The 13,178-nt window shown below is 71.8% G+C and carries 12 protein-coding genes, 1 tRNA gene and 1 pseudogene; 4 read left to right on the top strand and 10 right to left on the bottom strand.

What is annotated here, in order from left to right:
• The 4 genes from FSW04_RS03280 to FSW04_RS03295 are packed head-to-tail and all read left to right on the top strand — an operon-like array spanning position 1 to position 2,530.
• Positions 1 to 921 carry an AEC family transporter gene (locus FSW04_RS03280; protein ID WP_146916216.1) on the top strand — a complete coding sequence of 307 codons (921 nt, stop codon included), beginning with the start codon at positions 1 to 3 and terminating at the stop codon, positions 919 to 921.
• A gap of 7 nt (positions 922 to 928) precedes the next feature.
• The gene (gene dtd / locus FSW04_RS03285) at positions 929 to 1,366 is read left to right on the top strand and encodes a D-aminoacyl-tRNA deacylase (protein WP_146916218.1); all 438 of its coding nucleotides are present in this window, start codon (positions 929 to 931) and stop codon (positions 1,364 to 1,366) included.
• Between the two features lie 10 nt (positions 1,367 to 1,376).
• On the top strand, positions 1,377 to 2,012 hold the full coding sequence (locus FSW04_RS03290) for a hypothetical protein (protein ID WP_146916221.1): 636 nt from the start codon (positions 1,377 to 1,379) through the stop codon (positions 2,010 to 2,012).
• Positions 2,013 to 2,017: 5 nt separating this feature from the next.
• Positions 2,018 to 2,530: a nitroreductase family protein gene (locus tag FSW04_RS03295; RefSeq protein WP_146916223.1), complete on the top strand. Its 513-nt coding sequence runs from the start codon at positions 2,018 to 2,020 to the stop codon at positions 2,528 to 2,530.
• Here FSW04_RS03295 and FSW04_RS03300 read toward each other — a convergent pair.
• From FSW04_RS03300 to pyrE, 10 genes and pseudogenes are all read right to left on the bottom strand, one after another.
• Positions 2,527 to 2,946, bottom strand: coding sequence for a YbaK/EbsC family protein (locus FSW04_RS03300; RefSeq protein ID WP_146916225.1), 420 nt, complete (start codon positions 2,944 to 2,946; stop codon positions 2,527 to 2,529). The two genes, FSW04_RS03295 and FSW04_RS03300, sit on opposite strands and share 4 nt — an antisense overlap.
• Positions 2,947 to 2,952: 6 nt before the next feature.
• Positions 2,953 to 3,987: an ABC transporter ATP-binding protein gene (locus tag FSW04_RS03305; protein WP_187369212.1), complete on the bottom strand. Its 1,035-nt coding sequence runs from the start codon at positions 3,985 to 3,987 to the stop codon at positions 2,953 to 2,955.
• Positions 3,988 to 4,117: 130 nt separating this feature from the next.
• Positions 4,118 to 5,119 (bottom strand): annotated as a pseudogene (locus FSW04_RS03310) (ABC transporter ATP-binding protein); the annotation flags it as partial.
• A complete protein-coding gene (locus FSW04_RS03315) occupies positions 5,120 to 6,076 on the bottom strand; it encodes an ABC transporter permease (RefSeq protein ID WP_146916230.1) in 957 nt (318 codons plus the stop codon). It abuts the pseudogene before it with no gap.
• A 74-nt stretch (positions 6,077 to 6,150) separates the two neighbouring features.
• Positions 6,151 to 7,947 carry an ABC transporter substrate-binding protein gene (locus FSW04_RS03320; RefSeq protein ID WP_146916232.1) on the bottom strand — a complete coding sequence of 599 codons (1,797 nt, stop codon included), beginning with the start codon at positions 7,945 to 7,947 and terminating at the stop codon, positions 6,151 to 6,153.
• Between the two features lie 75 nt (positions 7,948 to 8,022).
• The gene (locus FSW04_RS03325; RefSeq protein ID WP_146916234.1) at positions 8,023 to 8,997 is read right to left on the bottom strand and encodes an ABC transporter permease; all 975 of its coding nucleotides are present in this window, start codon (positions 8,995 to 8,997) and stop codon (positions 8,023 to 8,025) included.
• A 285-nt stretch (positions 8,998 to 9,282) separates the two neighbouring features.
• A tRNA-Arg gene (locus tag FSW04_RS03330) sits at positions 9,283 to 9,356 on the bottom strand.
• 13 nt (positions 9,357 to 9,369) lie between these two features.
• A complete protein-coding gene (locus FSW04_RS03335) occupies positions 9,370 to 9,813 on the bottom strand; it encodes a response regulator (RefSeq protein ID WP_146916236.1) in 444 nt (147 codons plus the stop codon).
• Entirely contained in the window at positions 9,810 to 12,593 is a 2,784-nt protein-coding gene (locus FSW04_RS03340) for a SpoIIE family protein phosphatase (protein ID WP_228431378.1), read from the bottom strand. The genes FSW04_RS03335 and FSW04_RS03340 overlap by 4 nt, the downstream gene beginning before the upstream one ends.
• A 22-nt stretch (positions 12,594 to 12,615) precedes the next feature.
• Complete coding sequence (gene pyrE / locus FSW04_RS03345) at positions 12,616 to 13,167, bottom strand: orotate phosphoribosyltransferase (RefSeq protein WP_146916241.1); 552 nt, start codon at positions 13,165 to 13,167, stop codon at positions 12,616 to 12,618.
• Positions 13,168 to 13,178: the final 11 nt, after the last annotated feature.

Raw genomic sequence — 13,178 nt, forward strand, 5'->3', positions numbered from 1 at the left:
ATGGCCCTCGTCGTCCTCGCGATCATCGCCGCCACGGCGGTGGGGGTCGCCGCCGAGCGCCGCCACGGCGCCGCGGCGGTCGCCCTGGCCCACCGGCTCATCACCATCATGGTGTGGGGGCTGTTGCCCTTCATCGCGTTCTTCGTCATCGCCCGGCTGCACCTCGGCGGCGGCGTGGGCATCGGCCTCGTGCTCGGCTACGCCGGGCACGCCATCCTGGGCACGCTGGCCTACCTCATCGGGACGCGCGTGCTGCACCTGTCGCGCCCCTCGACCGGCACGCTGGTGCTCAACACCGTGCTCGTGAACACGGGCTTCCTGGGCATCCCGCTCACCGCCACGCTGCTCGGCCACGACGCGCTGGCGCCCGCGGTCGCCTGGGACACGCTCGTCAGCCTCGTCATGACGTTCACCGTCGGCTTCGCGGTCGGCGCCGCGTTCGGCACGAAGGCCGGCGAGCGGCCCCGCGACCGGGTGCGCGCGTTCCTGACGCGCAACCCGGTGCTCTGGGCGCTGGTGGCGGCGCTGGTCGCCCCCGACGCCCTGGCCCCCGACGCCCTGGTGGAGATCGCCAAGAACTCGACCTACGCGCTGCTGCCGATCGGGTTCTTCGTCCTGGGCGTCCACCTCACCGTGGAGCGCGAGGGCGGGGCCCTGGCCTTCCCGCCGCCGCTGACGCGGCCGGTGCTCGTCGTGATGGTGCTGCGCCACGCCGCGGCGCCCGCGCTGCTGGTCGGCCTCTCGGCGCTGACGGTCGACGTTCCCGACGCCTACATCGTGGAGGCGGGCATGGCCTCGGCGATCAACAGCCTGATCGTCAGCCACCTCTACGGCCTGGACGTCCGCCTGGCGGCCAGCGCCGTGGCCTGGACCTCGGCCTTCGCGGTTACGGCCGCCGTCGTGCTGTCGCTCGTGCTGTGATGGCGCGATGCGAGCCCTCGTCCAGCGCGTGAGCCGGGCCGCCGTCGTCGTCGACGGTGCGCCCGTGGCGTCGACCGGCCCGGGCCTGCTCGTGCTGCTCGGGGTCACCCACGACGACGACGCCGCCGTCGCCGATCGGCTGGCCGACAAGGTCGCCGCCCTGCGGATCTTCGAGGACGCCGAGGGGCGGATGAACGACGCGCTGGGCGACCGCGACGTGCTCGTCGTCAGCCAGTTCACGCTGTACGGCGACGCGCGCCGGGGCAATCGCCCGTCGTTCGTGGCCGCGGCGAGGCCCGAGCACGCCGAGCCGCTCTACGAGCGCTTCCGGGCGCGCCTGGACGCGGCCGGCGGCGTGTTCGGCGCCCACATGGAGGTCGAGCTCGTCAACGACGGGCCCGTCACGCTGCTGCTGGAGATCGCCCCGCGGGCGCCGACCTCCTAAGGTGCGGGCCATGCCGCCCGAGGAGCATCTGGTCCCCCGGTTCGCCGCCGAGCCCCCGCAGGAGCTGCTGCCCTACGGCCGCCGCGCCGAGCAGCTGCACGAGGAGTTCCTGGCCGCCTGCCTGCTGCTGGACGACGACCTGGGCGCGCCGGGCGCGCCGGTCTGGTTCCCCGACCGCACGTGGGCGGGGCGCACCTACGTCCCGGTGACCTGCCGCACCGAGCGCGGGCTGGAGCTCTTCGGCGCCGTGTCCTACGCCCCGGCCGTCGAGCAGGGCCAGACCGAGGACCACTTCCGCGCCACGGCGGACTGGACCGAGGAGACCGCGGAGGCCAACCCCGACTGGTCGATCGACCTCTGCGAGGAGGTCATCGGCGGCTGGCGCGGCGAGGCCGGCAAGGTCGCGGCGATGACGCTGATCTGGGGCACGCCGCTCGTGGACCGCGGCGCGATCGTCACGGCCGAGCTCGCGGGCCTGACCGTCGACCAGTGCGTGCTCGTGGAGAACCGCTTCACGCTCGTGGCGCCCGACGACTACCGCGGTGACACGCTCGAGGTCGCCGTCTACGACGCCGGCGGGCGCGAGCTGGGCCGCGAGGCGCTGTGGGCCGGCGAGGAGGACGCCGACGACGAGGAGGGCGCCTGAGCGCGATGGAGCTCGAGACCGCGATCCGCACCCGCCGCACCCACAAGGCCTACGGCGCCGAGCCGGTCGGCCGCGACGTGCTCGACGCGCTCTTCGAGCTGGCGCGCTGGGCGCCGAACCATCACCTCACCAACCCATGGCGCTTCCGTGTCGTGGGCCCCGCCGCGCTGGCCGCGCTGAAGGCGGCGATCGGCGCCGAGGGGGCGGGCAAGCTGGACCGCGCCCCGACGCTCGTGGCGGTCTCCTACGTCCGCACGCCGCAGGACCCGGTCGCCGACGAGGAGGACCTCCTGGCCGCCGGCTGCGCCGCCTACGCCGTCCTGCTCGGCGCCCACGCGCGCGGCCTGGCGGGCTACTGGCGCACCCCGGCGATCCTGCGCGAACCCGCGGGCCGGGCCGCGCTGGGCATCGGCGAGGACGAGCGCTGCATCGCGCTGCTGCACCTCGGCGCCGCCCGCCAGGAGCAGCGCGTGCCCGACCGCGCCCCGGTGGGCGAGGTCGTCGCCTACCTGGACTAGGGCGCCACCCGCGCGACCGTGCCGCCCGTGCGCGCCAGCAGCTCGGCGGGCGTCAGCGGGAAGACGCGGGTCGCCGTCCCCGCCGCGGCCCACACGACGTCGAAGGCCATGAGGTCCTCGTCGACGATCGTGTGAAGCGGCGCGGGATGCCCGTAGGGCGCGACACCGCCGATCGACGTGCCGGTGGCCTCCCGCACCGTCTCGGCGCGGGCCTTGACGACGCCCAGCGCGGCCTCGTCGACGCGGCTGGCGCCGCTGCACAGCACGAGCACGGGTGCCGGCGGGTCGTCGCGCGTCAGGAACACGAGCGACTTGACGATCTGGGCGACGGACACGCCCAGCGCGGCGGCCGCCTGCGCGGCGGTGTGCGCGCTGGCGCCCAGCTCCCGCGCGCCGGGGTAGTCCACGCCGGCCACGCGCGCTCAGGCGGCGGCCGTGGGCACGCGGCGGGCGATCTCCTCGTCGGTCAGCGGGAAGTGGCAGGCCGCCACGTTGCCGCCGTCCTTGGGCTCGAGGAGTGGCTCGTCGACGTCGCACGTGCCCTGCACGAACTTCGAGCACCGCGTGTGGAAGCGGCAGGCCTTCGGCGGGTTGGTCGGCGAGGGGACGTCACCGCCGAGCACCTGGCGCTGCTTGTTGCGCGCCAGCCGCGGGTCGGGCACCGGCACCGCGCTGAGCAGCGCGCCGGTGTAGGGGTGGCGCGGGTGCCCGTAGAGGTCGTCGGACTCGGCGAGCTCGACGATCTTGCCCAGGTACATCACCGCGACGCGGTCGCAGGTGTGGCGCACGACCGACAGGTCGTGGGCGATGAAGATGATGGTGAGCCCCAGCTCCCTCTGCAGGTCGCGCAGGAGGTTGAGGATCTGGGCCTGGATCGACACGTCCAGGGCCGAGACCGGCTCGTCGGCGACGATGAGCTTGGGCTTGAGCGCGATGGCGCGCGCGACGCCGATGCGCTGGCGCTGCCCGCCGGAGAACTGGTGCGGTAGCCGGTTGAAGTGCTCGGGGTTGAGCCCGACCTGCTCCATGAGCTCCTGCACGCGCACCCGGCGCTTGCGCTGGTCGGTCTCGACCTCGTGGATGACGAACGGCTCCGCGATGATCGACCCCACCGTCTTGCGCGGGTTCAGCGAGGAGTAGGGGTCCTGGAAGATCATCTGCATCTCGCGGCGCAGCGGCTTGAGCTCGCGGCGCGAGAGGCCGGCGATGTCCCGGCCCTCCCAGGTGATCGAGCCCGCCGTGGGCTCGAGCAGGCGCGTGATGAGGCGGGCGGTCGTCGACTTGCCGCAGCCCGACTCGCCGACGAGGCCGAGCGTCTCGCCCGGCCGCACGTCGAAGCTCACGCCGTCGACGGCCTGCACCGCGCCGACCTGGCGCTGGAAGAACCCGGCCCTGATCGGGAAGTGCTTGACCAGGTCGCGGACCTGGACGAGCGGTTCGGTGGACGTGGCGCTCACTGGCCGCTGACCTCCTCGGATGGGGTGCCCGGCGCAGGGGCGGGCGCGCCGCGGGCGGAGGACGACATCGCCTGCTCGGGATGTCGACGCCCTGCACGGCGGCGTCCGGGCTGTCGCCGCTGCGCAGCGCCGACCACAGCGAGCGGCGCGTCTCGGCGGGCAGGAGGCAGGCGACCTTGTGGATCGGGTCGGCGCCGCCGGTCGGCTCCAGCGTCGGGTCGACCGTCTTGTGCGCCTCGCGCACGTAGGGGCAGCGCGGGTGGAACGCGCAGCCCGAGGGCTTGGTGATGAGCGACGGCGGGCGGCCGAAGATCGGCACGAGCTCCTCGTCGCGCGGGGTGTCCAGGCGTGGGATCGACTTGAGCAGGCCCCAGGTGTACGGGTGCTCGGGCGCGGCGAAGATCGTGTCGACGGCGCCGAACTCCACGATGCGCCCTGCGTACATGACCGCGATCTCCTCGGTGACCTCGGCGACCACGCCGAGGTCGTGGGTGATCATCACCACGGCGGTGTCGAGCTCGCGCTGCAGGCGCTGGATCAGCTCGAGGATCTGCGCCTGGACGGTCACGTCCAGCGCGGTCGTCGGCTCGTCGGCGATGAGCAGCTTCGGGTCGTTGATCAGCGCCATCGCGGTCATGACGCGCTGGCGCATGCCGCCCGAGAACTCGTGCGGGTAGCTGTCGATGCGCCGGCGCGGCTCCGGGATGCCGACCAGGCCGAGCATCTCCACGGCGCGGTCCCGCGCCTTGGCCTTGGACTCCTCGTGGTGGTGGGCGCGACGGGCCTCCACGAGCTGGTGGCCGATCTTGTAGAACGGGTGCAGCGAGGACAGCGGGTCCTGGAAGATCATGGCCACGTCGCCGCCGCGCACCTTGCGCATCTCGGCGTCCGAGGCCGCCAGCAGGTCCTGGCCGTCGAACGTGATCGACCCGGTGATGCGCGCGTTGCTCGCGCGGGTCAGGCCCATCACGGTCATGCTCGACACGGACTTGCCCGAGCCCGACTCGCCCACGATCCCCAGCGCCTTGCCGCGCTGCACGCTGTAGCTGATGCCGTCGACGGCCTTGACGAGACCGTCCTCGGTCTCGAAGTGGACGGCGAGGTCCTTGACCTCGAGCAGCGGCTCAGGCATCTAGTAGCGCACGCGTGGGTCGAGGAAGGCGTACAGGATGTCGACGACCAGGCTCATGATCGCCACGGCGGCCGCGAGCACCATGGTCGTGCCCTGGATCGTGGCGAGGTCCCCGCGCTGGATCGCGTCAAAGGACAGGCGGCCGATGCCGTCGATGTTGAACACGGTCTCGGTCAGGATCGCGCCGCCCATGAGGATGCCGATGTCCAGCCCGAGCACGGTGATGACCGGCGTGATCGCCGAGCGCACACCGTGGCGCAGGATCACCCGCCGTTCCGGCAGGCCCTTGGCCCGCGCCGTCCGGATGTAGTCCTCGTTCATGGTCTCGAGGAGGTTGGAGCGCAGCAATCGGGCGTAGATGGCGGCGAACGCGGCGGCCAGGACGAGCCATGGCATCACCAGGGTCCAGCACTTGCTGAAGAACCCGTGCGCGTCCTGGTAGGCGCCGGAGCCCGGGAAGATCTTGAACCGCCCGATGTCGTTGGAGAACAGGTACAGGCAGACCAGCCCCATCCAGTAGACGGGCGCCGAGATGAGCACGAGCGCACCGCCCATGAGCGCGCGGTCCCAGAAGGATCCGCGCTTGACGGCGGAGACGATGCCGATGCCCACGCCGGCCAGGAACCAGATGATCGCGGCTCCGACGACGAGGAAGACCGTGTTGGGCAGCCGGTCGAAGATCAGCGACTTGACCGAGGTGTTGTTCGTGAAGCTGTGGCCGAAGTCGAAGTGGAAGAACAGCTTCCTCGTGTAGTCCCAGTACTGCGCCGGCAGGGACCTGTCCAGCCCGAGCTGGTGGCGGATCGACGCGACGAGCGCCGGGGACGGATCGCGGCCTGCGCGCGCGGTCGCCGGATCGCCCGACGGCAGCACGTAGAAGATGAGGAAGGTGACCGCGGAGATCACCAGCAGGAGCAGGATCGTCCAGAGAAGACGTCGCGCGATGTAGGCGGCCATGTGAGGAGGAAAGGTCCTAGCGATGCGGCCGCCGCCCCGGGCCGGGCCCGGGGCGGCGGTGACGCATCAGGTGCTTACTTGACGGAGGTGAAGGACAGGTCCCAGAGCGCGATGTACGGGTTCGGAACACCGTTGATGTTCTTCGACCGCACGAGCGTGGTCTTGTCCCAGATGAACGGGATGCCGGCGGCATCCTGGATGATCATCTTGTCGATGGCCGCCCACGCCTTCAGGCGGGGCTCACCCTCGAGCAGCGCCGCCTTGTTCATGGCGTCGTCGACCTTGGGATCGTTGAGCATCGAGTAGTTGATGTTGCCGCTGGAGCGGTTGATCAGCGAGCCCTTGAAGACCGGCTCGAGCATCGACTGCGGGTCGGCGAAGTCCTTGAACCAGCCGGCGCCGCCGCACATGGCGACCTTCTTGGACGGGACCTGGCACCAGTCGGTGTAGACCGAGTCCTGGGGAACGAGGCGCAGCCGCACCTTGAAGCCCATCTTCTCGAGCTGGTTCTTGGCGACCTCGGCCTGGGCCTTGCCCGGGTCGGCGTTGGCGCCCACCATCAGGAGCTCGTTGTTGCCCTCGTACTTGCCCGAGGCGTAGCCCGCAGCCTTGAAGTACTTGGCGGACAGCGCCATGTCACCCGACTCGTTGTTCGCGTTGAAGTAGTCGATGTCGGGGAAGCCCTTGTACCCGCCCGACTCCTGGAAGCCCGGGAAGTCCGGCGGCAGCCAGTGCGTCGCGATGTCGCCGATGTACTTGCCGCCACGCGCCAGCCGGGCCGCGTTGCGGTCGAAGCCGGCCATCACGGCCTTGCGGACGTTGATGTTGTCGAAGGGCTTGACCTCGGTGTTCAGCGGGAAGTAGCGGTAGCCGCCCGACGGGACCGAGGTGTACTGGTCCTTCACCTTGGTGACCAGGTCCTTGAGGATGTTCGACGGCGGGTTGGTGTCGAGCAGCATGTTCGACCCGTCGATGACCTGGCGCGCCGCCACGTTGGCGTCCGACGCGTTGGTGCGGATGAAGTACGAGTCCGCGTAGGCCGGCCGGTAGTCGGTCTTGGGATCCCAGTTGGGATTGCGGACCATCGTGATGCTCTTGCCCGGCTTGTAGCCCGTCAGGTTGCCCGAGCTGTCGTTGGGGATCATGTACGGGCCGGTGAACGCGACATGCGTGTTGTACGTCGACTGCGCCTTGGCGTCGAACGGCTTGGCGTACTCCTCCGGCACCGGGACCGTGATCGGCATGACCAGAGCGGCGATGAACGACACGGCCGTCGGCTCCGTGAGCTTGAACACGATCGTGTGGTCGTCGGGCGTCGTGATGCCCGAGATCGGCTTGACGCCGGTCGTGGGCTTCTTGGGCGCGCCCTCGATGACCTGGAAGTAGCCCGGGTACTGGCCGCCGACGTTGGACGAGAAGAAGCGCTCGATGGCGTACTTGACGTCCTTGGAGGTGACCTCGCGGTTGACCGGCGGGGCGTACTTGATGCCCGACTTGATCTTGACCGTGACGGTCTTCTTGTCGGCCGAGACCTGGGCCTCGCCGTCGGCGAGGTCCGGCACGGGCTTGTTGGCGTCGGTCGGCTTGAACGAGTACAGCGGGCGGTTGGTCGCCAGCGTGATCATCTCGCCGAACGTGTAGTAGGTGTGGCCCGGGTCGACGTAGTCGACGTCGGAGGAGGCAAGCATCGTGATCTTGCCGCCCTTCTTGGCCGGGGCCTCGGCCGCCTTCTTCGTCGCGGCAGCGCTGCTGCTCGCGGACGAACCGGACGACGAGGAACTGCTGCTAGAGCTGCCGCCACAGGCGGCGACCACGAACGCGAGCATGCCGAGCACACCCGCCAGCAGGAATCGGAGGTGACTCCGAGTCATGTGGGGTCCTTTCTGACGTGACGGCCGGCGCTCCTCAAGCACCGGCGTCGGGACGGGGCGGCGTCGCACGTGCACTTACTTCGACGTCCGCGGGTTGAGGGCGTCCTGGAGTCCGTCGCCGACGATGTTGAAGGCGAGGACCGTGATCAGGAGCGCCAGACCAGGGAAGACCATGAACCACCAGGCGTCCTGGAAGATGTCGGTGGCGTCGGAGATCATCGCGCCCCAGCTGGGCTTGGACGGGTCGACCCCGACGCCCAGGAACGAGAGCGCGGCCTCGTACAGGATGTTCTGCGGAATCAGGACCGTCGCGTAGACGATGATCGGCGCCACGAGGTTGGGAAGGATCTCCTTGAAGATGATGCGCCGATCGCTGGCGCCCAGGGAGCGGGCCGCCTCGACGAACTCGCGCTCGCGCAGGGACAGCACCTGACCGCGCACGATGCGCGCCATGTACGGCCATGTCGTCAGGGTGATGACGAAGATGACGACCATCAGGCCCGGCTGGATGACCCCGCCGAGGCAGCCGTCGGCGCAGGCGACCCCGAGGCCGACGGCGAGCACGAGCACGGGGAAGGCCAGGAACAGGTCCATGAGCCGGCTGATGCCGGTGTCGACCTTGCCGCGGTAGTAGCCCGTGACCAGCCCGGCGGTGACGCCGATGATCACGATGAGCGCCGTCGCGATGAACGCGACCTCCAGCGAGACGCGAGAGCCGTAGATCACGCGCGACAGGATGTCGCGGCCGCGACTGTCGACCCCGAACGGGTGCGCGCCGCTCGGCCCCGTGGGCTGCCCGAAGTCGCTGAGCAGGTTCTCGTTCTGCGTGTTCGGGTCCGGGAACCCGAAGAGCTTGACGATGAGCGGCGCGAAGATCGCGACGAACACCATGAAGAGCACGATGCCCAGCGAGACGAGCGCGACCTTGTCGCGTCGCAGCCGGCGCCAGAAGAGCTCCAGCGGTGATCGTGCGGCGATCTCGGCCGCGGACTCGCCGCCGGCATCGATCGGCTCGCTCTCGAGGAGCGTCTCGGAAGCGCCGGTGCTCACGCCCTGCCCTCCCCGCGGGTGGTCTCGTCCTGCTTGATGGGTCCCTCTCCCAAGGCTGTTCGATGTCCGCCGTCGGGTCCCTGCAACCTCCCCGGATGGGGAGTGCCCTTCGACAGAACCGCGCGCAGGCTACTCCTTATGCCCGGCATATGTCAGGAGACTTGACCACACGCAACCTCATGTTCACGCAAGCTCTGGAGCCAAATGACTCCAGGTCGGCCAACCAGTGATGCAATGCTGTGCCGAATCGGCGCATCCGGTTCGGCACACGGCCGCGACGGCGGACGCCCCGAGCTGGATTCGAACCAGCGGCCTTCCCCTTAGGAGGGGGACGCTCTATCCATCTGAGCTATCGGGGCGGAGCAACGAAGCCTACGACGGCAGGCGTACGACGGACACGAAGAAGTCGTCGATCTGGCGCACGATCGCGACGAACCGTTCGAAGTCCACGGGCTTGGTCACGTAGGCGTTGGCGTGCAGCTGGTAGCTGCGCAGCACGTCCTCCTCGGCCTCGGACGTCGTGAGCACCACGATCGGGATCGTCCGCAGATCGGGGTCGCCCTTGACCTCGGCCAGGACCTCGCGCCCGTCCTTGCGCGGCAGGTTGAGGTCCAGCAGCACGAGGTCGGGGCGGCCGACATCGGCGTAGGGACCCTCGCGGCGCAGGTAGGCCAGGGCCTGCTCGCCGTCGCTGACGACGGTGAGGTGGTTGAGGAGCTTGTTGAACTCGAACGCCTCGCGGATGAGCAGGACGTCGCCGGGGTCGTCCTCCACCAGGAGGACCTCGATCGGCTGGCCTGCGGGCTTGGGGGTCATGCGTCGTCCTCCTGGACGAGGGGCAGGGTGAATCGGAACGAGGCGCCCCCGAGGGCGCCGACGGGCTCGAGCCAGATCCGGCCGCCGTGGAACTCCACGATCTTGCGGCACATCGCCAGGCCGATCCCGGTGCCCTCGTACTCCTCCTTGGGGTGCAGCCGCTGGAAGATCACGAAGATGCGGTCGGCGTAGCGGGGCTCGATGCCGATGCCGTTGTCGTCGACGGCGAACGTGCGGACGCCGTCGCCCTCGCCGCCGGACGCCGAGATGCGGACCTGCGGCGGCTCGTCGCCGGCGAACTTGACCGCGTTGGCCACGAGGTTCTGCAGCAGCGCCACGAGCAGGCTGCGGTCGCCGGGCACCCGCTCGAGGTCGCCGGCGACCACGACGGTGGCCCCGGCCTCGGCGATCGCGGTCTCCAGGTTGGACAGCGCCTCGGCGGCGACGTCGCCCATGTCCACCGGGCGCATCTCGCCGGCCATGCGCCCCACGCGCGAGAACGCGAGCAGGTCGTTGATGAGGCCCTGCATGCGCTTGGCGCCGTCGACGGCGAAGTCGATGTACTGGTCGGCGCGCTCGTCGAGCTGCCCGTGGTAGCGGTGCTGGAGCATCCCGCAGAAGCTCGCCACCTTGCGCAGGGGCTCCTGGAGGTCGTGGGAGGCGACGTAGGCGAACTGCTCGAGCTCGGCGTTGGAGCGCTGGAGGTCGAGGGCCTGGGCCTCGAGCCGGCGGCGCGCGGCCTGGACCTCCTCCAGCTCGGCGAGGATGCGGCGGCGCATGGAGTCGACGTCGGTGCTCAGCCCGGCGATGTCGCGCGGGCCCTGCACGCGCACCGGCGCGTCGAACGCCCCGCGGGCGACCCGGCGCGCGTCGGCGGCCAGCCGCGCCAGCGGCGTCGTGACGACGCGACGCAGCGTCGCCGAGGCGGCCAGCGCGGCGGCCAGCAGCAGCAGGCCCGCGATGAGCACGGCCACGGTGGCCGCCGTCGCGGCGTGGCGCAGGCGCGCGCGCTCACGAGCGCGCAGGACCGCGAGGTCGGCGTCCAGGCGGCCGAACGCGGTCCGCAGCGCGTCGAAGCGCGCCTTGCCGTCGGCCACCGACGGAGCCGACGCCGGGTCGGGGCCCCGGTCGCGGACGGCCGCGATGACGGGTCGCGCGTAACCGTCCACCCACACGCGCTCGCGGGCGCGCACGACCGCCAGGTCGGCGCCGAGGCGGTCGACCGAGCCCGTGGCCGCGACGGCGGCGATGGCCGCGCGCGCCCGCCCGGCGTCGGCCGCGCCCGTGCGGTAGGGCCGCAGGAACGACGCCTGGCCCGACAGGACGTAGCCGCGCACCGCGGTCTCCTGGTCGACCATCCCGATGAGGTAGCGCTGCGCGGCGATGCGCGCGGGGTCCACGCGGTCGACGACCTGCGTGCGGGCCCCCGCGAGGCGGTGCAGCGCCAGCAGCGTGATGAGCAGCCCCGCGAGCGCGGCGAGCACGAGCGCGCCCGCGCCCAGGCCGAGCCACTGGCCGCTGGTCCGGCGCGTCAGGCGCGACGGCGCGATGACGGGCGCCGCAGCGGGCTCAGCCATCGGCGTCCACCGACAGCACCACGAGCGCGACGTCGTCGGCCAGGTCGCCGCCGTTGAGCTCCAGCGCCGTGCCGACCAGCCGGTCGATGAGCGCGTGGCCGGCCTCGCCGCTCGGCACGGCGTCCGGCCCCCGACGAGCTGCACCAGGCGTTCGGCGCCCAGCCGCTCGGCGCCGCGGCCGACACGGCCCTCGATGAGGCCGTCGGTGTAGAGCAGCAGGTCCCAGCACGCGGGCAGCGCGATCGCCGCGGCCGGCCAGGACCCCGGCCCGGACCCGATGCCGAGCATCGGGCGCGCGGGCGGCGCGGGCAGCTCGCGGGCGCCGCCGTCGTCGACGAGGACCGGGGCCGGGTGGCCGGCGACGCGGACCTCGGCGCTGCGCCGGTCGGGCGCGACGCTGACCATGCACGCCGTGGCGAACGCGTCGTCGCCCAGGCGCTCGTGGACGAGCACCTGCTCCAGGGTCGGCAGGACCTCGGCGGCCGGGCGGTCGCCCAGGACGAGCGTGCGCCAGGCGATGCGCAGGCACACGCCGAGCGCCGCCGCGTCGGGGTCGTGGCCGCAGACGTCGCCGATGACGGCGTGCAGCGTGCCGTCCCCGCACTGCACGACGTCGAAGAAGTCGCCGCCCAGCAGCGTCCGGGCGCGTCCGGGGCGCGAGCCCGTCGCGACCTGCAGGCGCGGGTCGGAGACGATCGGGCGCGGCAGCAGCCCGCGCTCGAGGCGGGCGCTCTCCTCGGCGTCGCGCTGCGCGGCGCGCAGCTCGTCGTGGACGAGCTCGGCCCGCTGGCGCTCCACGGCGTAGCGGATGGACCGGGCCAGCAGCTCGCCGTCGACCCGGCCCTTGAGGAGGTAGTCCTGCGCGCCGGCGGCCACGGCCTCCAGGCCGCGGGCCGCGTCCGACAGGCCCGTCAGCACGAGCATGGGGACGCCGGGCCCCGCCGCGCGCAGGCGGTGCAGGGCCGTGAGCCCGTCGGCGTCGGGCAGGCCGAGGTCGAGCACCACGCAGGAGATCTCGGCCGAGAGCGCCTGCACGGCGTCGGCGACGTTGCGCCGGCGCACGACCGTCACCTCGAGATCGGAGTCCTGCAGGAGGTCCTCGAAGAGGAACGCGTCGCCGTCGTCGTCCTCGACGAGCAGCACCTGCAGGTGCGGGCCGCCCAGGAGGGCAGGCCGGTCGTCACCGTCGGCCGGCGCGTGCATCGCGGACACCCCGGCGGCGCGCCTACCCGCGGTCCGGGCGATCCGGATGGATGTCGTCGATCGTGGCGCAGGCCACGTAGGGCGCCCCGGCCGCCGCCTCGATGGCCGCGCCGCCGCCGGCGAGGCGGTCCAGGACCGAGACGACCCCGACGATCTCCAGGCCGGCCTCCTGGACGGCCTCGATGGCCTGCAGGGTCGAGCCACCGGTCGTCACCACGTCCTCGACGATCACGCAGCGGTCGCCGGGCTCCAGCAGCGGGCCCTCGATGCGCCGCTGCAGCCCGTGCTGCTTGGCGTCCTTGCGCACGAAGAAGGCCTTGCCGTCGAACCCGCCCGCCAGCGCCGCGCACGCGACGGGGTCGGCGCCCATGGTCAGGCCGCCGACCGCGGTCGCGCCCCAGCCGGCAGCGTGGCCGGCGACGATCTCGCCGAGCGCGGCGAAGCCGGGCGGGCGCAGGATCGCGCGCTTGGCGTCGACGTAGTACTGGGCGGTGGCTCCGCTGGTTAACACGACCTCGCCGATGACGAGGGCGTGGATCCGAAGTTCGTCCACGAGGCGTTGGGTGGCGTCCATGAGCGGCCGTA

This window comes from Baekduia soli (genome assembly GCF_007970665.1).
Taxonomy (GTDB): domain Bacteria; phylum Actinomycetota; class Thermoleophilia; order Solirubrobacterales; family Solirubrobacteraceae; genus Baekduia; species Baekduia soli.

Excerpts from the sequence above, each read along its gene's own strand:
- FSW04_RS03280 (WP_146916216.1), top strand. The coding sequence starts at position 1 with ATGGCCCTCGTCGTCCTCGCGATCATCGCCGCCACGGCGGTGGGGGTC.
- dtd (WP_146916218.1), top strand. The coding sequence starts at position 929 with ATGCGAGCCCTCGTCCAGCGCGTGAGCCGGGCCGCCGTCGTCGTCGAC.
- FSW04_RS03290 (WP_146916221.1), top strand. The coding sequence starts at position 1,377 with ATGCCGCCCGAGGAGCATCTGGTCCCCCGGTTCGCCGCCGAGCCCCCG.
- FSW04_RS03295 (WP_146916223.1), top strand. The coding sequence starts at position 2,018 with ATGGAGCTCGAGACCGCGATCCGCACCCGCCGCACCCACAAGGCCTAC.
- FSW04_RS03315 (WP_146916230.1), bottom strand. The coding sequence starts at position 6,076 with ATGGCCGCCTACATCGCGCGACGTCTTCTCTGGACGATCCTGCTCCTG.
- FSW04_RS03320 (WP_146916232.1), bottom strand. The coding sequence starts at position 7,947 with ATGACTCGGAGTCACCTCCGATTCCTGCTGGCGGGTGTGCTCGGCATG.
- FSW04_RS03335 (WP_146916236.1), bottom strand. The coding sequence starts at position 9,813 with ATGACCCCCAAGCCCGCAGGCCAGCCGATCGAGGTCCTCCTGGTGGAG.
- FSW04_RS03340 (WP_228431378.1), bottom strand. The coding sequence starts at position 12,593 with ATGCACGCGCCGGCCGACGGTGACGACCGGCCTGCCCTCCTGGGCGGC.
- pyrE (WP_146916241.1), bottom strand. The coding sequence starts at position 13,167 with ATGGACGCCACCCAACGCCTCGTGGACGAACTTCGGATCCACGCCCTC.